At 68.1% G+C, this 26,508-nt stretch carries 27 protein-coding genes; 7 read left to right on the top strand and 20 right to left on the bottom strand.

The window, feature by feature from the left end; translation table 11 throughout:
• Nucleotides 1-12: 12 nt before the first annotated feature.
• From hisI to priA, 4 genes are read right to left on the bottom strand one after another with little or no spacing between them, the layout of a single operon-like run.
• A complete protein-coding gene (hisI, locus tag OG326_RS32060; protein ID WP_327140862.1) occupies nt 13-369 on the bottom strand; it encodes a phosphoribosyl-AMP cyclohydrolase in 357 nt (118 codons plus the stop codon).
• Nucleotides 366-1,139, bottom strand: a complete 774-nt coding sequence (gene hisF / locus OG326_RS32065) for an imidazole glycerol phosphate synthase subunit HisF (protein WP_327140863.1) — start codon at nt 1,137-1,139, stop codon at nt 366-368. The genes hisI and hisF overlap by 4 nt, the downstream gene beginning before the upstream one ends.
• Nucleotides 1,136-1,954, bottom strand: coding sequence for an inositol monophosphatase family protein (locus tag OG326_RS32070; protein ID WP_327140864.1), 819 nt, complete (start codon nt 1,952-1,954; stop codon nt 1,136-1,138). The genes hisF and OG326_RS32070 overlap by 4 nt, the downstream gene beginning before the upstream one ends.
• 5 nt (nt 1,955-1,959) lie before the next feature.
• Nucleotides 1,960-2,691 (bottom strand): bifunctional 1-(5-phosphoribosyl)-5-((5-phosphoribosylamino)methylideneamino)imidazole-4-carboxamide isomerase/phosphoribosylanthranilate isomerase PriA, encoded by a 732-nt coding sequence (priA, locus tag OG326_RS32075; protein WP_327140865.1) that lies wholly within the window; start codon nt 2,689-2,691, stop codon nt 1,960-1,962.
• Nucleotides 2,692-2,830: 139 nt separating this feature from the next.
• Between priA and OG326_RS32080 the strand changes: the two genes are divergently transcribed.
• Nucleotides 2,831-3,490: an LppP/LprE family lipoprotein gene (locus tag OG326_RS32080; protein ID WP_327140866.1), complete on the top strand. Its 660-nt coding sequence runs from the start codon at nt 2,831-2,833 to the stop codon at nt 3,488-3,490.
• Between the two features lie 76 nt (nt 3,491-3,566).
• On the opposite strand, the gene OG326_RS32085 is transcribed toward OG326_RS32080, so the two are convergent.
• From OG326_RS32085 to OG326_RS32125, 9 genes are all read right to left on the bottom strand, one after another.
• Entirely contained in the window at nt 3,567-4,013 is a 447-nt protein-coding gene (locus tag OG326_RS32085; RefSeq protein WP_327140867.1) for a MarR family winged helix-turn-helix transcriptional regulator, read from the bottom strand.
• An 81-nt stretch (nt 4,014-4,094) separates the two neighbouring features.
• Nucleotides 4,095-4,727 carry an imidazole glycerol phosphate synthase subunit HisH gene (hisH, locus tag OG326_RS32090; RefSeq protein ID WP_327140868.1) on the bottom strand — a complete coding sequence of 211 codons (633 nt, stop codon included), beginning with the start codon at nt 4,725-4,727 and terminating at the stop codon, nt 4,095-4,097.
• Nucleotides 4,724-5,338 (bottom strand): imidazoleglycerol-phosphate dehydratase HisB, encoded by a 615-nt coding sequence (hisB, locus tag OG326_RS32095; RefSeq protein ID WP_327140869.1) that lies wholly within the window; start codon nt 5,336-5,338, stop codon nt 4,724-4,726. The genes hisH and hisB overlap by 4 nt, the downstream gene beginning before the upstream one ends.
• Before the next feature lie 14 nt (nt 5,339-5,352).
• The gene (locus OG326_RS32100) at nt 5,353-6,483 is read right to left on the bottom strand and encodes a histidinol-phosphate transaminase (protein WP_327140870.1); all 1,131 of its coding nucleotides are present in this window, start codon (nt 6,481-6,483) and stop codon (nt 5,353-5,355) included.
• Nucleotides 6,480-7,817, bottom strand: a complete 1,338-nt coding sequence (hisD, locus tag OG326_RS32105; RefSeq protein WP_327140871.1) for a histidinol dehydrogenase — start codon at nt 7,815-7,817, stop codon at nt 6,480-6,482. Before hisD ends, OG326_RS32100 begins: the two co-directional genes overlap by 4 nt.
• Before the next feature lie 160 nt (nt 7,818-7,977).
• Nucleotides 7,978-8,766, bottom strand: a complete 789-nt coding sequence (gene yidC / locus OG326_RS32110; protein ID WP_327140872.1) for a membrane protein insertase YidC — start codon at nt 8,764-8,766, stop codon at nt 7,978-7,980.
• An 87-nt stretch (nt 8,767-8,853) separates the two neighbouring features.
• The gene (locus OG326_RS32115) at nt 8,854-9,165 is read right to left on the bottom strand and encodes a DUF6412 domain-containing protein (RefSeq protein WP_327140873.1); all 312 of its coding nucleotides are present in this window, start codon (nt 9,163-9,165) and stop codon (nt 8,854-8,856) included.
• Nucleotides 9,166-9,354: 189 nt separating this feature from the next.
• Nucleotides 9,355-9,642 carry a putative quinol monooxygenase gene (locus OG326_RS32120; RefSeq protein WP_327140874.1) on the bottom strand — a complete coding sequence of 96 codons (288 nt, stop codon included), beginning with the start codon at nt 9,640-9,642 and terminating at the stop codon, nt 9,355-9,357.
• An 84-nt stretch (nt 9,643-9,726) separates the two neighbouring features.
• Complete coding sequence (locus OG326_RS32125) at nt 9,727-10,761, bottom strand: aldo/keto reductase (protein WP_327140875.1); 1,035 nt, start codon at nt 10,759-10,761, stop codon at nt 9,727-9,729.
• Nucleotides 10,762-10,977: 216 nt separating this feature from the next.
• Between OG326_RS32125 and OG326_RS32130 the strand changes: the two genes are divergently transcribed.
• The gene (locus tag OG326_RS32130; protein WP_327140876.1) at nt 10,978-12,447 is read left to right on the top strand and encodes an alpha/beta hydrolase; all 1,470 of its coding nucleotides are present in this window, start codon (nt 10,978-10,980) and stop codon (nt 12,445-12,447) included.
• 83 nt (nt 12,448-12,530) lie between these two features.
• A complete protein-coding gene (locus OG326_RS32135; RefSeq protein WP_327140877.1) occupies nt 12,531-13,379 on the top strand; it encodes a helix-turn-helix transcriptional regulator in 849 nt (282 codons plus the stop codon).
• A 40-nt stretch (nt 13,380-13,419) separates the two neighbouring features.
• On the opposite strand, the gene OG326_RS32140 is transcribed toward OG326_RS32135, so the two are convergent.
• The 3 genes from OG326_RS32140 to OG326_RS32150 all read right to left on the bottom strand — a co-directional run bounded on the left by OG326_RS32140 (nt 13,420) and on the right by OG326_RS32150 (nt 16,907).
• Complete coding sequence (locus OG326_RS32140; RefSeq protein WP_327140878.1) at nt 13,420-14,022, bottom strand: maleylpyruvate isomerase family mycothiol-dependent enzyme; 603 nt, start codon at nt 14,020-14,022, stop codon at nt 13,420-13,422.
• 104 nt (nt 14,023-14,126) lie between these two features.
• Nucleotides 14,127-15,719 (bottom strand): serine/threonine-protein kinase, encoded by a 1,593-nt coding sequence (locus OG326_RS32145; protein ID WP_327140879.1) that lies wholly within the window; start codon nt 15,717-15,719, stop codon nt 14,127-14,129.
• A 270-nt stretch (nt 15,720-15,989) separates the two neighbouring features.
• The gene (locus OG326_RS32150) at nt 15,990-16,907 is read right to left on the bottom strand and encodes an arylamine N-acetyltransferase family protein (protein WP_327140880.1); all 918 of its coding nucleotides are present in this window, start codon (nt 16,905-16,907) and stop codon (nt 15,990-15,992) included.
• Nucleotides 16,908-17,076: 169 nt separating this feature from the next.
• On the opposite strand from OG326_RS32150, the gene OG326_RS32155 reads away from it, so the two are divergent.
• Nucleotides 17,077-19,566, top strand: coding sequence for an ABC transporter permease (locus OG326_RS32155; protein WP_327140881.1), 2,490 nt, complete (start codon nt 17,077-17,079; stop codon nt 19,564-19,566).
• Between the two features lie 9 nt (nt 19,567-19,575).
• On the opposite strand, the gene OG326_RS32160 is transcribed toward OG326_RS32155, so the two are convergent.
• Complete coding sequence (locus OG326_RS32160) at nt 19,576-20,562, bottom strand: alpha/beta hydrolase family protein (RefSeq protein ID WP_327140882.1); 987 nt, start codon at nt 20,560-20,562, stop codon at nt 19,576-19,578.
• A gap of 218 nt (nt 20,563-20,780) precedes the next feature.
• On the opposite strand from OG326_RS32160, the gene OG326_RS32165 reads away from it, so the two are divergent.
• From OG326_RS32165 to OG326_RS32175, 3 genes are all read left to right on the top strand, one after another.
• Nucleotides 20,781-21,962 carry a winged helix DNA-binding domain-containing protein gene (locus OG326_RS32165; protein ID WP_327140883.1) on the top strand — a complete coding sequence of 394 codons (1,182 nt, stop codon included), beginning with the start codon at nt 20,781-20,783 and terminating at the stop codon, nt 21,960-21,962.
• A gap of 146 nt (nt 21,963-22,108) precedes the next feature.
• On the top strand, nt 22,109-22,561 hold the full coding sequence (locus OG326_RS32170) for a tellurite resistance TerB family protein (RefSeq protein WP_327140884.1): 453 nt from the start codon (nt 22,109-22,111) through the stop codon (nt 22,559-22,561).
• An 86-nt stretch (nt 22,562-22,647) separates the two neighbouring features.
• The gene (locus tag OG326_RS32175; protein WP_297613829.1) at nt 22,648-22,827 is read left to right on the top strand and encodes a hypothetical protein; all 180 of its coding nucleotides are present in this window, start codon (nt 22,648-22,650) and stop codon (nt 22,825-22,827) included.
• A 46-nt stretch (nt 22,828-22,873) separates the two neighbouring features.
• On the opposite strand, the gene nadC is transcribed toward OG326_RS32175, so the two are convergent.
• Genes nadC through nadA form a run of 3 tightly spaced genes read right to left on the bottom strand, consistent with a single transcriptional unit; the run spans nt 22,874 to nt 26,452 of the window.
• Nucleotides 22,874-23,734 (bottom strand): carboxylating nicotinate-nucleotide diphosphorylase, encoded by an 861-nt coding sequence (nadC, locus tag OG326_RS32180; protein WP_327140885.1) that lies wholly within the window; start codon nt 23,732-23,734, stop codon nt 22,874-22,876.
• On the bottom strand, nt 23,731-25,386 hold the full coding sequence (locus OG326_RS32185) for an L-aspartate oxidase (protein ID WP_327140886.1): 1,656 nt from the start codon (nt 25,384-25,386) through the stop codon (nt 23,731-23,733). The genes nadC and OG326_RS32185 overlap by 4 nt, the downstream gene beginning before the upstream one ends.
• Nucleotides 25,387-25,414: 28 nt before the next feature.
• Nucleotides 25,415-26,452: a quinolinate synthase NadA gene (nadA, locus tag OG326_RS32190; protein WP_327140887.1), complete on the bottom strand. Its 1,038-nt coding sequence runs from the start codon at nt 26,450-26,452 to the stop codon at nt 25,415-25,417.
• Between the last annotated feature and the right edge of the window lie 56 nt (nt 26,453-26,508).

Here is a 26,508-nt window from a genome sequence, read left to right on the forward strand (position 1 = left end):
GCTAGTACGCGGTCACAGCAGCTTATCGCCGCGCGCCAGCAGCACATCGGTATCGAAGCAGGTGTGCGTGCCGGTGTGGCAGGCCGCACCCTCCTGATCGACGATGAGCAGGACGGTATCGCCGTCGCAGTCCAGGCGCACCTCGTGCACGTACTGGGTGTGACCCGAGGTCTCCCCCTTCACCCAATACTGTTGCCGCGAACGCGAATAGTAGGTGCCCTTACGGGTTTCCAGGGTGCGCGCGAGAGCCTCGTCGTCCATCCAGGCCATCATGAGCACATCCCCGGTCGCGCGCTCCTGCGCGACGGCGGCGAACAGGCCGTCCTCATTGCGCTTGAGGCGGGCGGCGATTGCGGGATCCAAACTCACCGGACCACGATACCTTCGGTGCGCATGGCGTCCTTGACCTGGCCGATGGTGAGATCGCCGAAGTGGAAGACGCTGGCGGCCAGCACCGCGTCCGCACCGGCCTGTACGGCGGGGGCGAAATCATCGACCTTGCCCGCACCGCCGGAGGCGATCACGGGAACGGAGACCGCGGCGCGGACGGCGCGGATCATGGTGAGGTCGAAGCCGGCCTTGGTGCCGTCGGCATCCATGGAATTGAGCAGGATCTCGCCGACGCCGAGTTCGGCGCCGCGCACGGCCCATTCGACGGCGTCGATTCCGGTGCCGCGCTTACCGCCGTGGGTGGTGACCTCCCAGCCCGAGGGGGTCGCGGGCTGTCCGGCGGGCACGGTGCGGGCATCGACCGAGAGCACGATGCACTGGGAGCCGAAACGCTCCGACATCTCGCGCAGCACTTCGGGTCTGGCGATGGCGGCGGTGTTCACCGAGACCTTGTCCGCGCCCGCGCGCAGCAGGCGGTTCACATCCTCCACGGTGCGGACGCCGCCGCCGACCGTGAGCGGGATGAAGATCTGCTCGGCGGTGCGGGTGACCACATCGATCATGGTGCCGCGGTCGCCGGTGGAGGCGGTGACATCGAGGAAGGTGAGCTCGTCCGCGCCCTGGGCGTCATAGGTGGCGGCCAGTTCGACGGGATCGCCCGCATCCCTCAGGTTTTCGAAGTTCACGCCCTTGACCACGCGGCCCGCGTCCACATCCAGGCACGGAATCACGCGTACTGCCAATGTCATTGCTCAACCTCTCCTCGGGCACGATCGGCTGTCGCATTGATCATGTCCAGTAATTCCTCGTGCACGCCGGGTGCGGCCGCCAGCACCGAACCGGATTCGATATTCCAGTCCCGGCCCAGCAGATCGGTGACCACGCCGCCCGCGGCGCGCACCAGCGCCACGCCCGCGGCATTGTCCCAGGGGTGATGGCCGAAGACCACGGCGCCGCCCAGCACGCCGGATGCGGTGTACGCCAGGTCGATTCCCGTCGAACCGTGCATGCGCACCCGGCCGGACAGGCGGCTCAGCGCGCCCAGCAGATTGAAGCGGAAGATGCCCGGAATGCGGCCCGCGCCATCGATATTGAAGGCGCCGAAGCCGATCATGGCGGAGGACAGCGTCTTCCGCTCCAAGCTCGGCAGGGGTGCGCCGTTCAGGAATACCGGTCCGCCGATCGCGGCGGCATAGCGCTGGCCGAGTCCGGGCAGCCAGGTGAGGCCCAGGACCGGCTCGCCCTCCCGCACCAGCGCCAGCAGCATGCCCGAAAGCGGGTGGCCCGCAGAGTAATTGAAGGTGCCGTCGATGGGGTCCAGGACCCAGGCGGTGCCGGAGGTCAGCTCGGGGCCGCCGAATTCCTCACCGTGCACCGGGAATCCGGTGCGCTCGGTCAACTGCTTGGAGAGGGTGCGCTCCAGCTCCAGATCGAGTTCGGTCGCGAAATCACCGCGCCCCTTGTCGACAGCGCTGGGTGCGCCCACACCCTCCACGAAACGCGGTGCGGCGGCGTCGAGTACATCACTGGCAATGGTGAGCAGCTCGGCGAGTTCGGCGGCCATCGGGCTCAGCGCACCGCTACAAGGGCTTCGGGCAGGGTGAAGCGGCCCGCGTACAGGGCCTTGCCGACGATCGCGCCCTCCACACCGTCGTCGACCAGGGTTGCGATGGCGCGCAGATCGTCGAGGGTGGAGACGCCGCCGGAGGCGATCACCGGTGCGTCGGTGGCATTGGCCACATGCTGCAGCAGATCGAGATTGGGGCCGGTCAGGGTGCCGTCCTTGCTGACGTCGGTGACCACGTAGCGCGAGCAGCCGTCCCGCTCCAGGCGCTCGAGCACCTCCCACAGATCGCCGCCGTCGGTGACCCAGCCGCGGCCGCGCAGCCGGTACTCACCGTCGATGAGCTTGACGTCCATGCCGACCGCGATCTTGTCGCCGTATTCGCCGATGGCGCGGGCGCACCACTCGGGATCCTCGATGGCGGCGGTGCCGAGATTGACCCGCGCGCAACCGGTCGCCAGGGCCAGCTTCAGCGACTCGTCATCGCGAATGCCGCCGGACAGCTCCACTTTCACGTCGAGCTCGCCGATCACCTGCGCCAGCAGCTCCCGATTCGAACCCTTGCCGAACGCCGCATCCAGGTCGACCAGATGCACCCATTCGGCCCCATCGTGCTGCCAGGCGAGGGCGGCATCGCGCGGCGAACCATAGCTGGTTTCACTGCCCGCCTCCCCCTGAACCAGGCGCACGGCCTCACCATTGGCGACATCGACGGCAGGTAGCAGCACAAGACTCACGCAAGCATCCTAGTGGTTACCGCGGGGCGCTCCGTCGTCGGCCTGGGCAAATAACGCAATTCGTAAACGCTGCGGGCTACCGTCCTGATAAAGCAGGTGAACGTCCGTTCGGCGATTACGTCTCAGGGAGGAACGGCATATGTTCCGTCAACTCATCTTCGGCACCGCGGCCCTCGCGCTGACCGGACTGCTCGCCGCCTGCCAATCGGATCCGCCGGTCCCGCCCTCGGCGCCCGTGGCCCTGTCCTCGATCCCACCCGCAACGCTCTCCGGCGCACCGGCGGCCGGCGCCCCCGCAACAGTTGCCGCGCCCTCAACAGCCGCCGCACTCTCGGCCACCTCCCCCGCCTCGAACTGCGGCCGGAACCTCTCCGCCCCCGCGGTCAGCAATGCCATAGCCGCACAGTCACCGGTGCAGAACGACTCCGGCGCCCCGTGGAACTGGGCCCCCACCCCCATCGACGGCAACTTCGATCCCTGCCGCACCCTCTCCGCCGCCCTCATCATCATCGAAAGCGGCACCGCCAGTTCACCGATGCAGGTCCTGCTCTTCCACCAGGGCAGCTACCTCGGCACCGGCACCTTGAAATGGCGCTCCTTCATCGGCATGGACCCCACCCGCACCACCGACGACACCGTAGCCGTCAAATACCACCTCCCCGGCACCTGCGACGCCTGCAGCGACGGCACCGACTACTGCGTCCAATACCACTGGACCGGCACCAAAGTCGACATGATCGGCACACCCCCCGACGAATCCGCCACCGGCACCGAAATCCCCGGCTCCACCCGCTGCTGACCTCCGAGCCCACGAAACACCCTGTCTCACTGTCGAAAAGCGCCGACCTGCGTTCGGAGGATGGGCGGCGCGGGAGTCAGGCGTGGGACTCCAGGATTCGGGTGAGGGTCAGGACGAAGTTGGCGCGTTCAGCGGCGGTGAAGCCGGGGAGGAGCTCGGATTGGGCGACTTCCAGGCGGGTGTCGAGGTCTGCCAGGTGGTCTGCGCCGGCGGCGGTGAGGGTCAGGACATTGCGGCGGCGGTCGGCCGGATCCGGGGTTCGGTGTACAAAACCGCGATCGGCGAGCTCGTTCACCGCGGCGACGACATCGCTGCGATCGATCCCCGTACGACGCCCGACCTCGGCCTGGCTTCCGGGTCCGAGCTCATCGAGCGTCGCCAGCAGCGCGTAGTGATACCGGCGCGACCCCGTCGCCTCGAGCGCTCGCTCGGTAGCCCGATTGGCCAGAATGGCCACCTGACCCACCAGTCGCGTAGGCAGTGCCCGCAATCGCCCGGACCCTCCCCCCACCGCTTTCTCCATACCCGCAATCTAGCCGGATCAGACTTCCGGCAGCCCCTCTCCCCACCCCACAGCCCACGGACGAACTGTGCGGTTCAGGGGTCAGAGGGAGCCGACCCAGTTGCGCAGGAGGTGGGCTCCGGCGTCGCCGGACTTTTCGGGGTGGAACTGGGTGGCGCTGAGGGGGCCGTTTTCGACGGCGGCCAGGAAGGGGGCGCCGTGTTCGGACCAGGTGAGTTTGGCGGGGGCCAGGGTGCCGTGGTCTTCGAGGGACCAGGATTGGGCGGCGTAGGAGTGGACGAAGTAGAAGCGGGTGTCTTCGTCCATACCGGCGAACAGGACGCTGTCTTCGGGGGCCTTGACGGTGTTCCAGCCCATGTGCGGGAGGACAGGGGCGTCCAAACGCTCTACGGTGCCGGGCCATTCGCCGCAGCCTTCGGTTTCCACGCCGAATTCGACGCCGCGCTCGAAGAGGATCTGCATGCCCACGCAGATGCCCAGGACGGGGCGGCCGCCGGCCAGGCGCGTGCCGATGATGCGGTCGCCGCGGACCTCGAGCAGGCCGGACATGCAGGCGGCATAGGCGCCGACGCCGGGGACCACGAGACCGTCTGCGTTCAAGGCGATTTCGGGGTCGGCGGTGACGGTGACCTGCGCGCCGGCCCGCACCAGGGCGCGCTCGGCGGAGTGCAGGTTGCCGGAGCCGTAGTCCAGGAGAGCCAGCTTCTTGGTCATAGCGTTCCCTTGGTGGAGGGAACACCGGTGACCCGCGGGTCGAGTTCGACGGCGGCGCGCAAAGCCCGTGCCACAGCCTTGAATTCGGCCTCGGTGATGTGGTGCTGGTCGCGACCGTAGAGCACCCGCACGTGCAGGGCGATGCGCGCGTTCAGCGCGATCGACTCGAACACATGGCGATTCAGGACGGTCGAGTAGGACGCGCCGGGCCCCGCAGAGGGAATCACGGTGTGCAGCAGGTGTTCCGGCTCACCGGTGTGCACGCAGTACGGGCGGCCGGAGACATCCACGATGGCCTGGGCCAGGGTCTCGTCCATGGGAATGAAGGAGTCGCCGAAACGGCGGATGCCCTTCTTGTCGCCGAGGGCCTGCGCGAGCGCCTGGCCGAGGACGATGGCGGTGTCCTCCACCGTGTGGTGCGCCTCGATCTCGATATCGCCCTTGGCGGCCACGGTCAGATCGAAGCTGCCGTGCTGGCCGAACGCGGTGAGCATGTGGTCGTAGAACGGGACGCCGGTGGAGATATCGGTCTTGCCCGTGCCGTCGAGGTTCAGTTCGACCACGATGCTGGATTCACGAGTGGTGCGTTCCACCCGGGCGATTCGGTTCATGCTCGCTTCCGTACTCACAGGGCAACCACCTCGGTCGCCACCAATTTCTCACTGACACGCAGGAATTCGTCGTTCTCGGCGGCGAGGCCGATGGTGGTGCGCAGATAGCCGGGAATGCCGACATCGCGAATGAGCACACCCTCGTCGAGGTAGTGCTGCCAGGCGCGCGGGGCATCGGCGAAGCGGCCGAAGAGCACAAAATTGGCGTTCGACGGCACGACGTCGTAACCCAGCGCCCGCAGCGCCGCCATCACCCGATCACGCTGCGCCGCCAATTCGTGGACACTGCCGAGGGTTTCGCCGGCATGCCGCAGCGCCGCCCGCGCCGCGGCCTGGGTGACCACGGACAGGTGGTACGGCAGCCGCACCAGCAGCATGGCATCGATGACGGCGGGCGCGGCCGCGAGATATCCGAGCCGGCCGCCCGCGAAGGCGAAGGCCTTCGACATGGTGCGGCTGACAACAAGTTTCGCGGGGAACCGGTCGATCAGCGATACCGCGCTGGCCACATCGGAGAACTCCGCATACGCCTCGTCCACCACCACGATGCCGGGCGCGGCCTCGAGGATGCGCTCCAGGTCGGCAATCGGAATGCTGTGCCCCGTCGGATTATTGGGGCTGGTCACGAACACCACATCGGGGTGGCGATCGCCGATCACCATGACGGCGTAGTCGATATCGAGGGAGAAGTCGCCATTGCGCTTGGCTTCGATCCATTCGGTGTCGATGCCCTCGGAGATGATCGGGTGCATCGAGTACGACGGCACGAAACCGAGCGCCGTGCGGCCGGGCCCGCCGAACGCCTGCAGCAGCTGCTGCAGGATTTCATTGGAACCGTTGGCGGCCCACACATTCGACACATCCAGCGCGATGCCGGTCTGCCGGGTCAGGTAGGCGGCCAGATCGGTGCGCAGCGCCACCGCATCGCGGTCCGGATAACGGTGCAGCTCGGCGGCGGCGACGCGCACGGATTCGGCGACATCGTCGATCAGCGCCTTACTCGGCGGGTGCGGGTTCTCATTGGTATTGAGCTGAACGGGCACCGTCAATTGCGGTGCGCCGTACGGACTCTTGCCGCGCAGATTGTCCCGCAGCGGCAGATCATCCAGGGAGACAGCGGATCCGGGCACGGTCACGGCACTCATGACAGTTCTCCGAAGCGCACCTGGACGGCCTGACCGTGCGCGGGCAGATCCTCGGCATTGGCCAGCGCGACCACATGTCCGGCGACGTCCTTCAACGCCGCCTCCGAGTAGTCCACGACGTGGATGCCGCGCAGGAAGGTCTGCACGCTCAAACCCGAAGAGTGCCGGGCACATCCGGCCGTCGGCAGCACGTGGTTGGAGCCCGCGCAGTAGTCGCCGAGGCTGACCGGCGACCAGGCGCCGACGAATACCGCTCCGGCGCTGCGTACCTGGGCAGCCACGGCGGGGGCGTCCACGGTCTGGATCTCCAGGTGCTCGGCCGCATAGGCGTTGACCACGCGCAGGCCCTGGGTGATGTCATCGACGAGCACGGTGCCGGACTGCTTGCCCGACAAGGCTTCCGCCACCCGCTCGTGGTGCTTGACCACGCTCATCTGCGCGGTCAGCGCGGCGTCCACCGCATCGGCCAGTTCCACACTGTCGGTGACGAGCACGCTCGCGGCCAGCACATCGTGCTCGGCCTGTGAAATCAGGTCCGCGGCAACATGGACCGGATCGGCGGTGCCGTCGGCCAGAATCGCGATCTCGGTGGGCCCGGCCTCGGCATCGATGCCGACCAGCCCGCGGCACAGCCGCTTGGCGGCGGTCACGTAGATATTGCCCGGTCCGGTGATCATGTCGACCGGATCCAGCTGTGCGCCATCGGTATCGGTGCCGCCGTAGGTCAGCAGCGCGACGGCCTGCGCACCGCCGACCGCCCACACCTCCTCGACGCCGAGCAGCTTGGCGGCCGCCAGAATCGTCGGGTGCGGCAGGCCGTCGAACTGCGCCTGCGGCGGGGAGGCCACCACCAGCGAATCGACGCCCGCGGTCTGCGCGGGAACCACATTCATGACCACGCTCGACGGGTAGACGGCATTGCCGCCCGGCACGTACAGGCCGACCCGCTCGACCGGCACCCAGCGTTCGGTGACGGTGCCGCCGGGCACCACCTGGGTGACCTTATCGGTGCGCCGCTGATCGGCATGCACCTTGCGGGTGCGCTCGATCGCGACTTCGAGGGCGGCGCGCACCGCGGGGTCGAGTTCTGCGAGCGCTCGGTCCAGCTCCGCGGCGGGCACGCGCACGGACGCGGGCTGCACACCGTCGAACTTCTGGCTGAACTCCAGCGCGGCCTCGACGCCCCGATCGCGGATGGCCTCCACGACCGGCCGCACATGATGCAGCACCGAGTCCACGTCGACGCCTCCACGCGGCAGTGCCGCGCGCAGTTCACCAGCAGTGGGAGTACGTCCGCGCAAATCGACGCGGGCGAGCTCGATGCGGCTTGTCATAGCGCTCTGCAATCCTTGTCTGTGCTGATCGTCAAAGGGGTGCACCGGGCAGCCGAAACTGCCCGCGACCAGGTACCAGACTATCGGGTCTATGCCATCGCTCCTCCGCCGCACCGCGCTGACCGGCAGGGCAGAGCAATCGGTGCGGCGGATTCAGCGGCTATTCGGTGCGCGTCGCGGGCAGTGCCGGGACGGCCTCCTCGGCATCGAACCGGCGGTAGACCAGGTGTTGCTGTACAAACGTCCAGGCATTCTGGGTGACGAAGTACAGCAGGATGGCCACCGGCCACAGGGCGCCGGTCACCAGTGTGCCGAGCGGGAACGCCCACATCGACAGGGTATTCATCACCCGCACCTGAGCCGTCTGCTCGGGAGCGGTCTCACGCTGGCGCGCCACCGAGAACCGGGCCGTGAAGTGGGTCGCGACCGTGGCGATGAGCAGCAGGGGAACCACCACCACGGCGACCGAACCGAACGCGCCGCCCGCATGGGACAGACTCGTCGACAGCGGCGCGCCGAACAGGCTCGCCGACAGGAACGACTGCACCTGCGCCGTCGAGAACACATAGTTGGCAACACCGGCGTGGAACGAATTCAGCACGTGGAACAGGCCGACGAACACCATGATCTGACCGATCATCGGCAGGAACCCGAGCAGCGGATTGAAGCCGTGCTGCTGCTGCAGCTTCCGCACCTCGACGGCCTGCTTCTCCTTGTCATCGGCGTGCTTGCGCTGAATCTCCTTCAGCTCCGGCCCGATCAGGGCCAGCTTGCGCTGGAATTGCAGCTGCGCCAGGAACGGGCGGATGAGCAGTGCCCGCAGCGTCATGACCAGGAAGATGATGGCCAGCACCCAGGCCGGACCACTGGGAATGCCGAGAATCGAAGCGAAGAGCGTGTGCCACAGCCACAGGACCGCGGACACGGGGTAGTAGATGAAATCGAGCATAAGAGTGGGACCTCACTGCGAGGCACCCGCGGAATGCCGCGGGTGGAGCGAATCGGGGCAGCGGAAGGTCTGATCGCGCGGGCACGATCAGGCCGCGAGGGCCCCCGGTGCGCGCGGGCGCGGACGCCCCGCGGCATCTGGATTGCTCTGTCGCAGAAAGGCTCCCCGGCGACGACGGCCCGCCGACTCCGGCGGACCCGCGCTCACCGTGACCCGCAGTCGCGGCCCGCGCGCCGCCAGCATGGTGGCGGTCAGCGCGACCAGCGCCGCCGCACCCAGCACCAGCAGCGAATTCGGCTCGGCCGAGGTCAAGAACAGCACAGCCCATGCGGCGACGACGAGCGTGCACACCAGCACCACCGTCGTCCGAATCCGCATCATGCGCTCGACACTACCCACCGATCCGCCTTTCAGCGCTGCCGAGCGAGGGATCTGTGACCCGATCACCACATCCGGGCAAGGGCATCGGCCGCGACGAAGGTACCCGCGAACAGGCGCTATCGAGCCCCTGCGGTCAGGTCCGGGCAGTCGGCTCGACATGCCTGTGCGACCGGACTCGGGGTCCGGCCGCATCGGCGAGGGGTCAGGTCATTCGGCGACGAGGCGGTTGATGGTGACGGGTTCGGCGAGGATCTCCTCGAAGACTCCGGCGAGGTGCACGAAGTGGGGGGCGAGGAAGTGCTCTTCGAGGGCTTCGGCGGACTTCCACTCTTCGACGAGGACCATGTGGGCGGCGTCATTGGGATCGACGAAGGGCTGGTAGACGTGGCAGCCGGATTCGTTCAGCGTCGGTTCGATCATGGCCTCCAGTGCGGTGCGGAGGCGATCCTCCTGGCCGGCCTTGACCCGGATTTCGGCGACAACATGCAGCGTCATGAGAGTTTCTCCTAGTGATTCGATCAATGTTCGGCGAGTGACCGAGGGTGCGGCCCGAAACAGACGGGCCGCGATACAGCTGGTTCAGGGGCGAGCGGGGCCGGAGCCCGCGCCGGTGACGGTGATGGCCGTGGCGATTTCTTCGAGGTCGGCCGGGCTCAGTTCGAGGGTGAGAGCGCCTGTCCAGCCGTCGATTTGGGCGATGGTGCGCGCGCCGACAATCGCGGCGGTCACCCCGGGCCAGGAATTGACCCAGGCGAGAGCCACTTCGGCGACAGAGACGCCGTGGCGGGCGGCAATGGGTCGCAGGGCGTCGACCAGTGCCAGGTTGGCGGGCAGTCCGGTGGTGAAATCGGCGCTGCCAGAACGCCAGTCGTCGGCGGCGAGCTCGCGGTCCGCGGTGAAGGCGCCCGTGAGCAGGCCGGACTGGAGCGGCGAGTAGACGATCACACCGGCGGAATGCGCCTGCGCCCAGGCAATTTCGGGAGCAGCGGTGCGGTTGACGGCCGAGAACGGCGGCTGGACGGCATCCACGTGGGCGATGGCTTCGGCGCGATCCAGTTCCGCCACCTCATGATTGGACAGGCCGATGGCGCGAACCTTGCCCTCCTTCTTGAGGTCGGCCATGACCTGCCAGTACTCCTCCAGCGGAGTGGGCGCCGCCAGGCTCGCTCCCTCGCCGCCGTAGACGAATACCGCACCGGTATCGGGCCAGTGCACCTGGTAGAGATCGATGTGCTCGACCCGCAGGCGGCGCAGCGACGCCTCCAGTTCCGCCCGAATGGTTTCCGGCCGCATAATGCGGCGCGGCGGTCCGGTGCGGTCGTCACCCTCCTCCCAGATGAGGCCGGTCTTGGTGAAAAGATACGGCCGGTCGGCCTCCGGAATATCGGCCAAGGCTTTGCCGACGAGCGTTTCGGCGTGGCCGAGTCCGTAAGCCGGGGCGGTGTCGAGCCAATTGAGACCGCGCTCGACCGCATGCCGCACGGCGGCAATGGATTCGGCGTCATCGGTGGCGCCCCACGAGTACTGCCATCCGGATCCGGCGATCACCCAGGTGCCGAAACCGAGCGGGGTGATATCGATCCCCGTATCGCCGAAGGGACGAGTCGTAGTCATTCGGATCTCCGTTCGAAACCATGTCGCGGCGAGCCGCGCCGCCGGATCGGTTCCGGCTGTGAGCACTACTTTCGTATGCCGCGAGCGCGGTAAACAGTGCGGCGCGAGCCTGGGCACGGCATGACCAGGCTGGGGTCGGCCGGTACCGCAGGGTGACCCGCGTGCAGCACCGGGGAGTGACGCGCAGCAGGGCTCGGCACTCCTAACGTCGGCGAGGTGAAGAGCAGCCCGCGCCTCGGAATCCTGTTGGCCCTCACCGCCCTTGCCACCCTCACGGCCTGCACCTCGGCGAATGCGCCGAGCACGGCGGGCCTGACATGGACGCACTGTCCGGGCAGCGGACTCGACCCCCGGCAGGAATGTACGAATATTCAGGTGCCCCTGGACTACGACCGGCCCGACGGTGACCGAATCACCCTGGCCGTCTCCCGCATTCGCAGTGCGCATCCGGAGACCCGGCACGGCGCACTACTGCTGGTTCCGGGCGGCCCCGGCAATACGGGCCTCGACAGGCCGACCCAGGTCGGCGCGAAACTCCCTGCCGCCGTGCGCGATACCTACGATCTGATCGGCTTCGACCCGCGCGGCATGGGCTCGAGCACTACGGCCGACTGCGGTATCGCACGCGAGGACCTGGTCACCGAACGCTTCCGCGGCTGGCCGGGCGGGGACGGCGATATCTCGGCGAATATCGCGGTGAGCCGGCGGATCGCGCAGGCGTGCACCGACAATGGCGGCGCGCTGGTGCGCAGCATCAGCACCCGCACCGAGGCGCGGGACATCGACAGCATTCGAGAAGCGCTGGGCGAGAACACCATCTCCGCCTGGGGCGAGTCCTACGGCACCTACGCCACCTCGGTCTACGCGACGCTGTTCCCGCAGCGCACCGATCGCCTCCTGCTCGACAGCAGCGATGATCCGAATCCGGATCGGGTCGAGCGCGGCTGGAACGCCAATTACGCAGTCGGCGTGGAGGATCGATTCCCCGACTTCGCGACGTGGGCGGCCGATCCGGGCAATCCCGACCGCACCGCCGAGACCCCCGACGCGGTACGCAGCCGATTCCTCACGCTCGCAGCAAGACTCGATCAGAGCCCGCTGCCCTGGCCGGGTTCGGAACTGGGGCAGCTGACCGGCAACGGTCTGCGGCAACGACTGCTCGACAGCCTCTACAGCGATCAGGCATTCCCGGCACTGGCCCGGCTGATCACGGCGGCCGAGACGTCCGCGCCCCTGCCGAATCCAGCGCCCCTCCCGCCGGAGCAGATCGTCCAGCAGCGCACCGCGGTCGCAGTCGCCACCATATGCAATGACTCCGCCTGGCCCACAGCGGTTTCCGACTACGCCGCCGCCGTCACCGCCGGCCGGAGCGCACACCCGCTGACCGCCGGTATGCCGGAAAACCTGTCCCCCTGCACCTTCTGGCAGTTGCCGGTCGCACCCCGGACCGTGGTCACCGCCGACGGCCCGTCGAACATTCTGATGATTCAGAACCTGCGCGATCCGGCCACGCCGTACAGCGGCGCACTGAACCTGCGTCATGCCCTCGGCGACCGCGCCCGACTGGTCACAGTCGACAGCGGCGGCCACGGCGTCTACCCCTCCCCGATCGGCTGCGCGAACAACGCCGTCGAACGTTTTCTCAGCGATGGCACCCGGCCTGATCAGGACCTGACCTGCCGATGACCTACCGCCGGTCGCGGGCGCAGACCCAGCCTGGTCACGGCAGGACCAGGAATACCCCGGCACATTCCCGCGATACTGGTCGCATGACTCTCGACCGGCGTGCCGAACTCGGCGAATTCCTGCGCTCCCGCCGCGCCCGGCTGCGGCCCGAAGAAGTCGGGTTGATCGATCACGGCGCCCGCCGCCGCGTCCCGGGCCTGCGGCGCGAGGAGCTGGCGCTGCTGGCCGGGGTGAGCGTCGATCATTACGTCCGGCTGGAACAGGGCCGCACCCTGCACTTCTCGGAGTCGGTCCTGGATGCGGTGGCCCGCGCGCTGCGCTTGAATCCGGTGGAGCGCGATCACCTCTACCGGCTGGCGCGGCCGTGGTCGGGTGAGGAGCCGCCCGCCGAACAGCAGGTGCGGCCGGGACTGCGGCGACTGCTCGACTCCGCGGGCGATATGCCCGCCTACGTCCTGGGCCGCGGCACCGCTGTCCTGGCCTGGAATCGGCAGGCGGCGGCGCTCATCACCGATTTCTCCGCATTGGCGCCGCGTGATCGCAATAAGGCCCGCATGGTCTTCCTCGACGAAGGCATGCGCGAGCTCTACGAGGACTGGCCCGGCAAAGCCGCCGATGTGGTGGCCTACCTGCGGCTGGATGCCGCCCGCAATCCGGGCGACGCCGAGATCGCCGACCTGATAGACGAACTGCACCAGGCGGATCCGGAGTTCCGCCGCCTGTGGGACAACCACGAACTCCGGGACAAGACCCACGGCCGGTACGTCTACCGGCATCCGGTCGTGGGCCGTGTCGAGCTCGACTTCGAAACCTTCCGGCTCCCCGACGATCCGGACCAGGCCCTGGTCGCCTACACGGTCGAGGCCGACTCCCCCAGCGCCACCGCACTGCGACTGCTCGCCGGGCTCGCCGCCGAATCCCAGCGCGTCTGATACGTCGAAAGCTCTGCGCTGCCGCGGTTTTCGCGCAGCCCTACGCCTCGACGCGGCTGCGCAGTTCGGGCACGCCGTCACCGTCGAGATCGTCGAGGGCGGCGGCGCGGCCGGCCATGGCCACAACGAGCGCTTCGCCGGGACCGCGCACCACCGGACCGGCGCCCCGCGACCAGTCGGCATCGGTGGCCTCCCAGCGCAAACCCTTCAGGAAACGTCCGGGCCGCACGAAGGGATCGGGATTGCTCAGCAGTACGACCAGGCGATCCGCCGCGACCTTGCGCTCACGGCCGAGCGGCCGGCGAATGTCATGCTGATGGATGAAGGTATCGGCGAACGCCAACTTCGGTGAGTAGCGGGAGAACCAGCCGCCCGGCTGCGCCAGCCGATCCACCAGTTCCGCGGTGGGCAGCGGCTGGAACCGCGCGACGAGGGCCCCGTTGAGCCGATCGACGGAGCGATTCCGCACGGCCGTCAGCAGATAGTCGGGCAGGGAAACGGTATCGGTCTGCAGGTGGCAGACGACATCACGCACCCGCCACCCGGCGCACAGCGACGCCGCCTCCCATTCCTCGGTGGTCAGCGAACGGAGCAGTTCGACCAGCTCCCCGCGCTCTTCTGTGAGCATCTGGCGCACGTTCATATCGGAAGGCTAACCGCGACACCGGTTCTGCGACAGCCCCCGATAACAACGCTGCGCCGCACCGGATTTCCGGTGCGGCGCAGCATGTCGAGTGTGCCGAAGGACTAGCGGGTATCGCTGTCGATCTTCAAAGTGCCACCGCCGATATCGATCACACGCAGCGTGAGCGATTTCGTCTGGCCGCCGGAGGTCAGGTTGGCCAGCGCGATATCCACCGAACCGTCGGCATTCGCACTGTCACTGCCCCGGGCTCCGGAGATGGAGGCGTAGCGGGTGACGCGATTGTCGTTCCAGTAGGACTGGAACGCCGTCTGGCCCCCGTAGACCTGCTGGGCCGCCGGGGTCAGCTTGCTCCACGCGTCGGCGAAGCTCATATTGACCAGCGAGTCATAGAACTTGTCTACCGTATCGGCGCCATTGAGCACCGATACCGTTCCGGCGCTCTTGGTTTGCCCGAGGGTTCCTGCCGTGCCCGCACCCGTGGTGGTGGAGGTGGACACCTTCGAGGCGCTGGTACTGCCCGAGGCCGTGCCCGGGCTGTCCGAACCGGACGAACTGATGATGCCGAAGACGACGGCAGCGACCACGACAACCGCCGCGACCACACCGGCCCACACCAGTTTCCCGCGACCGCCGGACTCCAGCTGCGGAGCCGGATTGGAACGCGTGGGCGGACCCGCCGACACCGGATGCCGCGGCGGCGGGGTCTCGAGCAATTGCGCCTGAGCCATGGCCCCGGTCGGGATATCGGCATTGGCGGCCGAGCGGCGATCCATCTGCCGGGTGTTGCCGCGCTGCGGCGCCGTCCGGGGTGCGCCGATCGGCTTGGCCGGTGACGGCGTATTTCCGTTCTGCCGGCGGGCCGCCATGACGCGGGTGGCCTCGGCTTCGGGTCCGAGCTCCGCGAAGTCCGCCATGATGTCGCGGACCTCGGTCATGCTCGGCCGGTCCTCCGGCTCGAAGCTGAGCAGCGAGAGCAGCAGATCACTGAGCGGGCCGGCATTGCGCGGCTCGCTGATCTGGCCGTTCGCCGCCGCGTACAGCAGTGCGAGCGGATTCGGATTGGTGCCGTAGGGCGGTTCGCCCTCGAGCGCGTGGAAGAGCGTGGCGCCCAGTGCGAAGACATCGGCGGCCGGGCTCGGCTCGGCGCCGCGCGCGACCTCGGGTGCGAGGTAGGCGGCGGTGCCGGAGATGAGTCCGGTGGCGGTGAGCGTGACATCGCCCTTGGCCTTGGAGATGCCGAAGTCGGTGATCTTCACCGCCCCGTTGTCGCCGAGCAGGATATTGCCGGGCTTCACATCGCGGTGCACGATGCCGACCCGGTGCGCGGCAATCAGAGCCGACGCGACCTGCTCACCGATGCGCGCGACCTGAGGCAGCGGCAGGGTGCCCTGCGAGGAGAGCACCACCGCCAGAGACTGCGACGGCAGGTACTCCATGACGAGGCATGGATCGCCCTCGTGCTCGGTAATGTCGAACACCACAATGGCATTGGGATGCTGAAAGCGTGCGGCATTGCGGGCCTCTCGGGCCGCGCGCTGACGCACGATGTCTTTGTCCGCCTCGGACAGACTGGGCTGGGTGATGATCTGCTTGATCGCCACCGAGCGTTCCAGCCGTTGGTCGACGGCTCGCCAGACGACGCCTGTGCCGCCGCTACCAATCCGTTCGACCAGGCGGTAATGCCCTGCGATCACTTGGCCGGTTTCGATGGCACTACTCCGAAATTCTCCGCGATGGTGACTGTGACGACGCGGTTGCCCGCGTGTTTCCCCGCATGAGTGTAGCGGTCCGCAGGCAGCACGCCGACGTCAGCGTGAGATATGAGCGAGATCTCGGTGAGATCTGGACCGCACTCAGGTGACGACCGTATGACAGGTCACGCAAACATGCAGCTCAGAGTACTTCCATGACGTGACAGCAAATTCTGCGCCGGCATGTCCGATCCCACCGCGTGGGAACGGATTTCAGTCCTTTCGTGTCGCCGCCACCTGATTTCGGGTCGATTCGGGCGGGTTTTTCGCCGCCGCCGGCCATTCGGCACGAGTGAGCAGCGCCGCATCGGCGTCGCCGAGTTCGATATCGAACACCTCGGCCAGCACCTTGGGAAGTTCGGCCGCCTCGAGCTCCCGGCGCTCGGCGGTGCCGTCCGGATACGTCGTCGTCCACGTGGTGCCGTCGATCTCGTGATGCGCCTCGGGCCGGAACCGTTGCAGGAACGGGCGCATGGTGAACGGTGATCGGGGTGAGGTGGAGACGAAGTGATTGCCGACCGCGAAGTCGGTCCGGTACTGCGGATTCGGGCTGAAGGTGTACCGATCGACCCAGCCGTCGCGACCGAACTGATGCAGGGTCCACAGCTGTCCCCCGAGTGCGTCCGCGCCCAGCTCGAGCCGGTAACGCCAAGCGCCGAGCGAGATTTCGCCCCGATCGGGCGCGAGCTCGACCGGTTCGAGCGGACCGGCGCCGAAACCCACATCGCAGAGCCAGACCCGGTCGTCATCGGCCGCGACGACACGCAGCAGCGCGTGCGTGGCGGGGCGTAATCCCGAGGCCCCCATGGTGACTCGCCCCGAGATACCGGTGAATTCGAATCCGATCCGCTCCAGCGCGGCGGCGAACAGCAGCACATTCTCGTAGCAGTAGCCGCCGCGCCGGCGCCGGATCAGCTTGTCCTGCAAGGCCTCCAGATCGAGCGGGATTCCGCGACCGAGAATGATCTCCAGATTCTCGAACGGAATGGTGGTGGTGTGCGCCCGCACCAGCCCGCGCAGGGTGGCCAGCGTGGGAGTGCGCGCGCCCGCGTATCCGATGCGATCCAGATACGCGTCCAGATCCAGCTCGTCGCCGCCCCATCGATAGGACGGGTCCACGGGTGCCGTCATCACTGCCTCCTGTCGGTCTGCTTCCCCTCGGGCAACCTCGGTCGGCGCGAACCTGTTCCCGGAAGCCGCGACCTGCCGCCGCACCGCGGACCGCCGGACGGGTTCGGCGTCTGGGACGGAGTCGCCGAATCGTCGGCGGGGTGGTCCACGGGCACCTAGCCTTGATTTCATGATCGCTCTGCTGGATCGGTTGCGGCTGCTCACAATTCGAGAGTTCGCCACCCACTGGGGGCGGACCGTGGCCTCGATATTCGTGATGGCGGTGTCGGCCGCGTTCCTGGTGGCGGTGATCGGTATTTCCGGATCGCTGACCGGATCGGTCGCGCGGCTCGCGACCGGACTGGCGGGCAATGCGAGCCTGGAGATCTCGGGGGTCAGTGATGCCGGATTCCCGCAGGCCGTGCGCAATGACGTGGCCGCCGTACCCGGAGTGGCCGCTGCCGTGCCCATGCTGCGCGCGAGCGTGGGGCCGCAGGACGATCAATTGCTGGTACTGGGGGTCGACGCCTCCAGCGCGGCCCTGGACAGCACCGTGAAGGACGCCGTCCAGGGTGACCGGCTGGGCTCGCTGCTGAGCGTGCCGAACGGGGTGCTTGCCGGTCCGTCCGCCGGATACGCGAAAGGTGATGTGGTGCACCTGGGTTCGGGGCAGGTCACCATTGCCTCGGTCCTCTCCGGTGCGCAGCAGCAGCGACTGAACAGCGGCCACTTCCTCATCGCCCCGCTGCCGCTGGCTCAGCGAATCACCGGGCGCACCGGGGAATTGGATTCGGTGCTCATCGTCGCCGCACCCGGCGCCGATGCGGCACAGCTGAATTCGGCCGTGACCGCGGCGGTGGCGGGACGGGCGCTGGTCGGGCCGCCGAGCCTGCGGGCGGCGCAGACCGGCAATGGCATGGTGATGCTGCAGTTCATTGCCGCCATGGGCGCGGGCATCGCCCTGGTGGTGTCGGCGTTCTTCATCTACAACACCATGAGCATGGCCCTGGCGGGCCGGCGGCCGGTCATCTCCATGCTGCGCGCGATCGGCGGGCGCAGACAGACGATTGTGCGGGATGTGCTGGTGGAGGCCGCGGCACTGGGTCTGCTCGGCGGCCTGATCGGTTCGGGGCTGGGCGTGCTGGCCGGGCGCTATGCGATCGGGCTGCTGCCGGGTGCGTTCACCCAGATGATGGAGGCGCGGCTGGAGTATCTGCTGCCCTGGTATGCCGTACCGGCGGCGATCACCGCCGCGGTACTGACCAATGTGGCGGCGACGGCGGTCGCGGCGCGGCAGGTCTATCGGGTGTCGCCGGTGGAGGCGCTCGCTCCGGTCGGGGCGTCACCGGCGGATGTGGTGTCCTCCCGACTGCGGGCCTTCGCGGCCGTCGCGGCCGTCGTACTGGGGGTGGCGATGATCCTCGTCATGCGTGCGCACCTCGGGCTCTTCGCCTCGGTAGCACTGGGTTTGGCGTTCGGCAGCGAGATCGCGCTGGCCTTCGCGCTCGCGGGGCCGATTGTCGCCGTCGCCGGTGCGGCTGCCCGGCGACTGGGTTCGGCGGGTGTGCTGGCCGGAGTGAATATCGATCGCGCACCACGGCGGGTATGGGCGACGCTCATGACGGTGGCGATTGCCGTCGGCATGACCATCACCATTACCGGCGCGAATACCGATGTGGTGCGGTCGGCCCGCGATACCTTCGCCTCGCTCGCCGACAATGACGTCTGGGTGAGCGTCACGCCGGAGGATGCGGTGCCGACACCGCTCCTGCCCGCGGATTTGGCCCGGCGGGTCGCGGCTGTGCCCGGGGTGACGCGAGTTACCGAGGGGCAGTTGGCATTCGCCTCCTTCGCCGGGACCAAGGCCCTGCTCTACGGCGTCGACCGGGGCAGCAATTACGCCATGTACCGATCGCTGGATGCCGATACCCAGCGTCGACTGCTGGCGGGAGAGGGTGTTGCGCTCTCCCGGGATCTAGCACGCGCACTGCATGTTTCGGCCGGCGACGAGTTGACGGTGCAGACGCCCAGCGGCGAGAAGCGCACGCGGGTGCTGGCATCGGTGTCGTACTTCTCCGCGCTCTCCGGCACCGCGTCCATCAGCCTGACCCTCGTGCGCGACTGGTTCCAGCGGCCGGGCGCCAGCACCCTGCAGATCGACGGGGCGCCCGGCACGGATCGCAATCGATTGGCCGCGGCCATCAGGGAGGTCACGCCACCCGATATGCACGTCTACACCGGCCCGGCCGCGCTCGACGGCATCAGCAAGGCCATGCGGCAGGGGCTGGTGCTCTCGCACATCATGCTGGTCATCGTCGCCGTCATCGCGGCCATGGCACTGCTCAATACCCTCACGCTGGCACTGCTGGAACGCCGCCGGGAACTGGGCATCCTGCGCGCGGTGGGGTCCAGTCGCCGTTTCGCCCTGCGCATGGTGCTGGCGGAGGCGGCGGGCATCGGCATTGCCGGGGCCGCCCTCGGCGTGCTCTTCGGACTCTCCGATCAATTTCTCTATTCGCGACTGGCCGCCGACATGATGGGCATCGACGTCACCTTCCGGCCCGGACCGCTCTTGATCGTATTCACCGCCGCCGCACTGGCTTTGAGCCTGCTGGGCTCCATACCTCCGGCCCTGCGCGCCGCCCGCCTGAATATCGTCGATGCGGTCAGCGCCGACTAGATCTCCGATTCAGGAGGCGCACTTGGTGTTCGGCGGCGCAGGCGGAGCGGTATTGACGCCGTGCGCGATATCGATCAGGTAGTCGCTCGCGCCCACGGGTTCGGTATCGAGCAGCAGTCGCTCGACCGCACAACCGGATTCGAAGAACACCGGTCCGAGGCCGTGCTCGCCGGGCACCACATTCCCGCCGAGATCGCGGCCGCTGGCAATGGTGTACATGGTGACCGGCTTTCCGGTGGCCATCAGCGCGGCGCGCATTTCCACACTCGAGCTGTACGGCACCAGCGGATCCGAGGTGCCGTGCAGCAGAATGGCGCGGCGCACCGCGATGCGCCCGGCCAGCAGCGAGGGTGAGCGCGCGGCGTACGCGGCCGCGCACGCCACCGGCGTACAGCCACCGGCATCGCGTTCGATCTCCGGCCGCAGACCGGGCCCGGCCAGGTCCGCCTCCAGCCAGGACACGAAATCGCTTGCCTGGCCGAAGGTGTCGACCCAGTAGTCGTAGGTGCCGGGCGGCGCGTAGGCGGCGGCGAGGCCGCTGGTCAATCCGCCCTGGCTCCAGCCCCACAGCACGGTGCGCCCGATGGTGGGATGCGCACCCCGATACCACTGGGTGGCGGCCACGGTGTCCTGCCATCCGGCCCATACGTTCCACTCGCCGGTCCGCCACTGGCTCGCAGCAGAGCGCTGGTCCATGGTCAGCAGCGGCGCCATGGTCTGCCGCACGATGGAACCCATGTACTCCGGGAAGTCGGCCGCGCTCCCGGCATGTCCGTGCACGGCAACGATCAGATCGCGCGGGTCGATATCGCCCGGCGTCTCCCGATACGGCTCGTATACCCGCCCGGTGGCCTGTTCGCCGTCGACCGTCAGCGTCACATCGTGCACGGCGACCCGCACATCGTCCGCCGTCTCGGCGGAAACCGCAGGCGCCGCAACGATCACGGCCGCGAGCACACCGAGGACTGCGCCGTAGCTCCGATACCGACCTCGCATCGCCGAATCATGACACGTCTCGGGTGCGGTTCCGGGTACCCGCGACGGGTGTCCGGCGGATCAGTCGGCAGCTGTGCTGTCGCCGAGCTTCCAGCTCCGGTCGAAGTACGGTTCGAGCGGGCCGTAGCAGCGTCACACGTTTCGGGTGGAGCGACCGCATGCCGGACATGCGCCGCGATCATGCGGCCGGTGTCGTACTCGGCGGCTAGGATTCGCCCATGCGTTCGATGGATGCGGCCGAGCGGCGCGCTCGCCTGGGAGTACGGCATCGGCTGGCGGCCGCGGTCCGCACCGATGATGTGAACGAGGTGGCGCGGTCGCTGGTCGTGCTGCATGCCACCGATCCGGCCACGGTCTATCTCTCGGTCGCCGCGCGGGGGCGGGCCTGCGAGCCGGGGCATGTGGAGAAGGCGCTGTACGAGGATCGGACGCTGCTGCGCATGCTGGCCATGCGGCGCACCATGTTCGTCGCACCCATCGAATTGGTGCCCGCGCTCCAGGCCTCGTGCGCGGATGCGCTGGCGCACAAGCAGCGCAAGACGTATGCGCGGTACCTCGAGCAGGCCGGCGTGGTCGAGGACGGAAAGGTGCTGCCCTGGCTCAGCGAGGTCGAGGCGGAAACACACAGCACGCTGCTGGCGCGCGGGAGCGCCACCGGCGCGCAGTTGGGCAGGGAGGTGCCCCGGCTGCGCACCCAGGTGAACACCGCGCCGGGCAAGTCGTACTCGAAGCCGACCAGTATCACCACCTGGGTGCTGGTGATTCTCGGTGCGGAGGGCCGGATCGTGCGCGGCCGGCCCAATGGGAGTTGGAGCAGCAGCCAATACACCTGGGCGCCCATCGAATCCTGGCTGCCGGAGGGGATTCCGGCGCTCCCGGCCGATGCGGCGCGCGTGGAGCTGGTGCGAAAGTGGCTGCGGGCCTTCGGACCCGCACCCGTGAGCGATATCAAGTGGTGGACGGGGTGGACGCTGGGCGAGGTCCGCAAAACTCTCGCGCAGCTCGATACCGCCGAGGTGGATCTGGGTGGTGAGACCGGCCTGGTGCTCGCCGATGATCTGGAGCCGACGCCCGCGCCCGCGCCGTGGGCCGCACTGCTCCCGGCGCTCGACCCGACTCCGATGGGCTGGCAGTCCCGCGAGTGGTATCTCGGCCCGCACGCACCCAGCCTGTTCGACACCAATGGCAATGTCGGGCCCACCGTGTGGTGGGACGGACGCATTGTGGGCGGCTGGGCGCAACGCCCCGACGGTGAAATCGTCTGGCGCCTACTGGAAGACGTCGGTTCCGATGCCCAGGCGCTGATCGAGGCCGAGGCCGCGCGCCTCACCGCCTTCTACGGTGAGGTGCGGCCCATCCCCCGCTTCCGCACACCACTCGAGCGCGAGCTCACGTCCTGACGGTTTCCGGTGGCGCTGCTACCCGGTCGCCGGAAACTTCCCAGCCGCTACCTGTCGATCGACTGTTAAGGTCGGATCGATACATCAGCACAGTCCGGGCACCGACGCGGGGTTTGCGAGTCCGGTAGATCATTTCGGAGTGTGTCATGGTTTTCCACAGCCGCTTGGAGCAGGCCCCGCAGTGGCGGCAGCAGCTGCTCGCACAGCGAAATGAATTGCGCGGCGGATCTTTCCGAGATGCCACCATGGGTATTTGCGCATTGATAGCGGCCGCGGACGGCGATATCGATCCGGCCGATCGCACCCGGGTCGCGCAGCTCATCGGCGCGGACACTGCGCTGCAGCACTTTCCCACCGACGAGTTGCGAAATCTGTTCGAGGACAACTGCACTCGCATCACCCTGGATCCGGCTTTCGGCCGCGCCTATGTGATGGCACAAATCGCCGAGGCCACCGGAAACGCCGTCGAAGCCCGTGCCGCAGTGCAATTGGGAATCATGATCGGCAAGGTCAGCGGCGAGCTCGACGCACAGGAGATCGCCGCCGTCCGGGATGCCTGCCGGGCCCTACGCCTGGACCCGCAGGAGTTCGGCTTGTAAAGCCTGCTGGATACCGCTGGACATTCGCCAGCCCGATACCGCACGCTTGCTGCGTTTGGATTCCCAGCGCGAGGAGTGCAATCTGCATGGCGATTCAAGGGTTCCTGAATATCTTCTTCGACACCGTTGCCCCGAACAGAGGCTGGCGGTACTGCGGGATGTGCGAGGGCCGAGGTGACTACGGGCTGGTGAACGGCTCGGTCAACTGGTGCTCGGTCTGCGGCGGTACCGGCTGGATCGCCGAGGCGCCCACCTTCCGCCGCTGAGCCGCCGCGAATATCGCTGAGCCGCCTCGGATCCCGCTGGTCCGCCTCACATATCCAGGCCCAGGTCCAGTACCCGGACCGAGTGGGTCAGCGCCCCGACCGAGAGGTAGTCCACGCCGGTCCCCGCGTAATTCGCCGCATCCTCCAGCGAAAGCCCGCCCGAGGATTCCAGTTTCGTCCGCGGCGACCGATCGTTGCGGCGCTGCACGGCGGCCTGGGTCGCCCACAGCGGGAAATTGTCCAGCAGCACCAGCTGCACGTCTTCGGCGAGCACCGCATCGAGCTGTTCGAGGTTGTCCACCTCGACCTCGCACTCGATATCCGGATTCAGCTCGCGGACCGCGCGCAGGGCATCGACCACCGATCCGGCCGCCGCCACGTGGTTGTCCTTGATGAGGGCCGCATCGCCCAGACCCATGCGGTGATTGACGCCGCCGCCGGTTCGCACCGCGTACTTCTGTAAAGCCCGCAGGCCGGGCAGGGTCTTACGACTGTCCCGAATGCGGCACTCGGTACCGGCGACCGCATCCACCCATGCCGAAGTGGCACTGGCGATTCCGGACAAATGGCACACCAGATTGAGCATGGTGCGTTCGGCGGTGAGCAGCCCGCGGGTCGGCGCGATCAGGCTGAGCACGGTATCGCCCGGCTGCACCCGGGTGCCGTCGGCGACCCGGTCGGTGATCTCGTACGCGCCCGCGCCGATCACCTCGTCGAGCACCAGCAGACCGACATCGAGTCCGGCCACGGTGCCGGACTGGCGGGACACCATGGCCGCCTTGGCCACCGCATCCGCGGGAACCGTTGCGGCCGTGGTGATATCGGGGCCGTAGCGCAGATCTTCGTCCAGCGCCCGGCGAATGAGCGCGAGTACTTCGTCGCGATCGAGTCCGGCGTCGAGAGTCATTGGTGCACTCCTTCTTTCATACGGTGCCACGACGGCGTGGTCTCGGAGCCGTCGGTGACCAATTGCGGACGACCGTCCTGGCCCAGGCGCACCGCCGTGCTGCGGCGGAGCTCCTCGCGCGGGTCCGGATAATCGGAACGGGTGTGGCAGCCCCGGCTTTCGGTGCGGGCGGAGGCGGTGAGCAGCAGCGTCCGTGCGGTGAGTGTGAGCGCGGAGTCTTCGAGATCCTGGATGATGGCGGCCGCCGAATTCCCCTGCACCGCTTCGCTGGTCTCGTCGGCCTCGCCGCCGGACAGCATGCCCATCAGCCGCAGGACCGCACCACGCAGGCCGTCACCGTCGCGGACGACCGCGGCATTCTCGGTCATCAACTCCTGCAGCAGCTTCCGATCCGCCCGAGGCAGCGCCGCGACGCCCGCGAAGTACGCTCCGGAGTCGATGCGCCCGGCCGCGCCCAGCCGTTCGGCCGCCGCCGCCCCGGCGCGTTCGCCGACCACGAGGCCCTCGAGCAGGCTGTTGGAGGCGAGCCGGTTGGCCCCGTGCAGGCCGGTGCGGGCCACCTCACCGGCGGCGTACAGGCCGGGAACGATGGTGCGCCCGTAGGTATCGGTGACCACGCCACCGCACTGGAAGTGGGCGGCGGGCGCGACCGGGATGAGATCGGCGCTCGGTTCGATACCCGCGGCCCGGCAGGACGCGGTGATGGTCGGGAACCGCTGCTCGAACCCGTCGAGCGCCCGGGCGTCGAGGTAGACGCGGTCGGTGCCCAGCGCACGCATGCGGGCCTCGATGGCGCGCGACACCACATCGCGCGGGGCGAGGTCGCCGCGCGGATGCACGCCCGCGGTCACCGAATCCCCTTGGGAATCCACCAGAACCGCGCCCTCACCGCGCACCGCCTCACTGATGAGCGGCCGCCGCCCCAGCCCACCCGGCGTGAAGAGCACGGTGGGATGGAACTGCAGGAACTCCAGATCCGAGACCACGGCCCCGGCCCGCAGCGCCAGCGCGATACCGTCGGCGGTGGCCCCCGGCGGATTGGTGCTGCACGCATACAACTGTCCGAGTCCGCCGGTCGCCAGCAGGACGGCGGGCGCATGTACGATCCCGAATCCCTTGTCGGATACGGCGATCACACCGCGCACCCCGTCGGGACCGGTCACGATCTCGACCGCGGCGGCCCCGAACAGCACCGGCAGTCCGGCCGTGTTCAAGGCCCGCTGCACCTCGGCGCCGGTGGCATCACCACCGGCGTGAATAATCCGCCGGGTGCTGTGGCCGCCTTCCCGGGTCCGCGAAACCTCGCCGTCCCGGCCGAGATCGAAGACCGCACCCAGATCGGTCAGCGCGGCGACCGCGTCCACGCCACCCTCGACAATGCAGCGCACCGCCTCCGGATCGCAGAGCCCGGCCCCGGCCACCACGGTGTCGTGCACATGGGATTCCACCGAATCCCCGTGCGGCGCAACCACGGCGATACCACCCTGCGCGTACTGCGTGGAGGTATCAGTGGCACCGCCCTTACTCAATGTCAGCACCCGCAGTCCTCGCAGCGAGGCGGTGCGGGCCGCGGTCAAACCCGCGACCCCGCCGCCGATCACCACGAGATCCGCTTCGGTCTCCCATGCGATGGAAATACTCACGGCTGTCACTCTTTCCGGCGAACGCCCGAGCCCGCGGCTATTCCCCGCCGCCGGGATTGCCGATTTCGATCATGCGCTGGACCGAATTGCGGGCCAGGGCAGCGGTTTCGAGATCGACGTGCACCTCGTCGCGGTTCTCCACCAGGCAGCGGAGCAGGGCGGCGGGGGTGATCATCTTCATGTACTGGCAGGAGGCGCGGTCATTGACGGCCTGGAAGTCGATGCCGGGGGCGGCCTTTCGCAGCTGGTGCAGCATGCCGACCTCGGTGGCCACCAGGACCTGCTTCGATTTGGCCGCCTTGGCGGCGTCGATCATGCCGCCGGTCGACAGGATGTGCACCCGGTCGGCCGGGAACTCACCCGCGCCCGCGAGGTAGAGCGCCGAAGTGGCGCAACCGCATTCGGGGTGCACGAAGAGTTCGGCATCCGGGTGGGTGCGGGCCTGCTCATTGAGCTCATCGCCGTTGATGCCGGCGTGCACATGGCATTCGCCCATCCAGATGTGCATATTCTCGCGGCCGGTGATGCGCTTGACGTGCGCGCCCAGGAACTGGTCCGGCAGGAACAGCACCTCGCGGTCCGGATCGATGGAGGCGACCACATCGACGGCATTGGACGAGGTGCAGCAGATATCGGTGAGCGCCTTCACCGCGGCGGTGGTGTTCACGTACGAGACCACCATGGCGTCGGGGTGCTCGTCCTTCCACTCCCGCAGCTGCTCGGCGGTGATGGAGTCGGCCAGCGAGCAGCCGGCCCGCTGGTCCGGAATCAGCACGGTCTTCTCGGGGCTCAGGATCTTCGCGGTCTCGGCCATGAAGTGCACACCGCAGAACACGATGGTGCCCTCGGTCGCCTCGGCGGCGATTCGGGACAGCGCGAGGGAGTCGCCGACATGGTCGGCAATGTCCTGGATCTCGGGGAGCTGATAGTTGTGCGCCAGGATCGTCGCGTTGCGCTCGCGCGCCAATCGCTTGATCTCCTGTGCCCACTCGGGAGTGGCGTCGACGCCGGTGAATCCCGCGGGCCCGTCCACAATGCGCTCGGTGAGCGTCATCGTCGCACCTACTGCAGCCATGGCTGGCTCCTTCTCTCATGCGCTCGGCCACATCGCCGATTCGCATACAACCGGTT

Source organism: Nocardia sp. NBC_01327, assembly GCF_035958815.1.
Lineage (GTDB): Bacteria > Actinomycetota > Actinomycetes > Mycobacteriales > Mycobacteriaceae > Nocardia.

Bases quoted from the DNA above. Each gene is read 5' to 3' on its own strand.
- OG326_RS32155 (WP_327140881.1), top strand. From the start codon at position 17,077: ATGATCGCTCTGCTGGATCGGTTGCGGCTGCTCACAATTCGAGAGTTC.
- OG326_RS32125 (WP_327140875.1), bottom strand. From the start codon at position 10,761: ATGACTACGACTCGTCCCTTCGGCGATACGGGGATCGATATCACCCCG.
- OG326_RS32080 (WP_327140866.1), top strand. From the start codon at position 2,831: ATGTTCCGTCAACTCATCTTCGGCACCGCGGCCCTCGCGCTGACCGGA.
- OG326_RS32150 (WP_327140880.1), bottom strand. From the start codon at position 16,907: ATGACGGCACCCGTGGACCCGTCCTATCGATGGGGCGGCGACGAGCTG.
- yidC (WP_327140872.1), bottom strand. From the start codon at position 8,766: ATGCTCGATTTCATCTACTACCCCGTGTCCGCGGTCCTGTGGCTGTGG.
- hisF (WP_327140863.1), bottom strand. From the start codon at position 1,139: ATGACATTGGCAGTACGCGTGATTCCGTGCCTGGATGTGGACGCGGGC.
- OG326_RS32070 (WP_327140864.1), bottom strand. From the start codon at position 1,954: ATGGCCGCCGAACTCGCCGAGCTGCTCACCATTGCCAGTGATGTACTC.
- OG326_RS32170 (WP_327140884.1), top strand. From the start codon at position 22,109: ATGGTTTTCCACAGCCGCTTGGAGCAGGCCCCGCAGTGGCGGCAGCAG.
- OG326_RS32175 (WP_297613829.1), top strand. From the start codon at position 22,648: ATGGCGATTCAAGGGTTCCTGAATATCTTCTTCGACACCGTTGCCCCG.
- nadA (WP_327140887.1), bottom strand. From the start codon at position 26,452: ATGGCTGCAGTAGGTGCGACGATGACGCTCACCGAGCGCATTGTGGAC.
- OG326_RS32085 (WP_327140867.1), bottom strand. From the start codon at position 4,013: ATGGAGAAAGCGGTGGGGGGAGGGTCCGGGCGATTGCGGGCACTGCCT.
- hisH (WP_327140868.1), bottom strand. From the start codon at position 4,727: ATGACCAAGAAGCTGGCTCTCCTGGACTACGGCTCCGGCAACCTGCAC.
- OG326_RS32160 (WP_327140882.1), bottom strand. From the start codon at position 20,562: ATGCGAGGTCGGTATCGGAGCTACGGCGCAGTCCTCGGTGTGCTCGCG.
- OG326_RS32100 (WP_327140870.1), bottom strand. From the start codon at position 6,483: ATGAGTGCCGTGACCGTGCCCGGATCCGCTGTCTCCCTGGATGATCTG.
- OG326_RS32140 (WP_327140878.1), bottom strand. From the start codon at position 14,022: ATGAACGTGCGCCAGATGCTCACAGAAGAGCGCGGGGAGCTGGTCGAA.
- hisB (WP_327140869.1), bottom strand. From the start codon at position 5,338: ATGAACCGAATCGCCCGGGTGGAACGCACCACTCGTGAATCCAGCATC.
- OG326_RS32120 (WP_327140874.1), bottom strand. From the start codon at position 9,642: ATGACGCTGCATGTTGTCGCCGAAATCCGGGTCAAGGCCGGCCAGGAG.
- nadC (WP_327140885.1), bottom strand. From the start codon at position 23,734: ATGACTCTCGACGCCGGACTCGATCGCGACGAAGTACTCGCGCTCATT.
- OG326_RS32135 (WP_327140877.1), top strand. From the start codon at position 12,531: ATGACTCTCGACCGGCGTGCCGAACTCGGCGAATTCCTGCGCTCCCGC.
- OG326_RS32165 (WP_327140883.1), top strand. From the start codon at position 20,781: ATGCGTTCGATGGATGCGGCCGAGCGGCGCGCTCGCCTGGGAGTACGG.
- hisD (WP_327140871.1), bottom strand. From the start codon at position 7,817: ATGACAAGCCGCATCGAGCTCGCCCGCGTCGATTTGCGCGGACGTACT.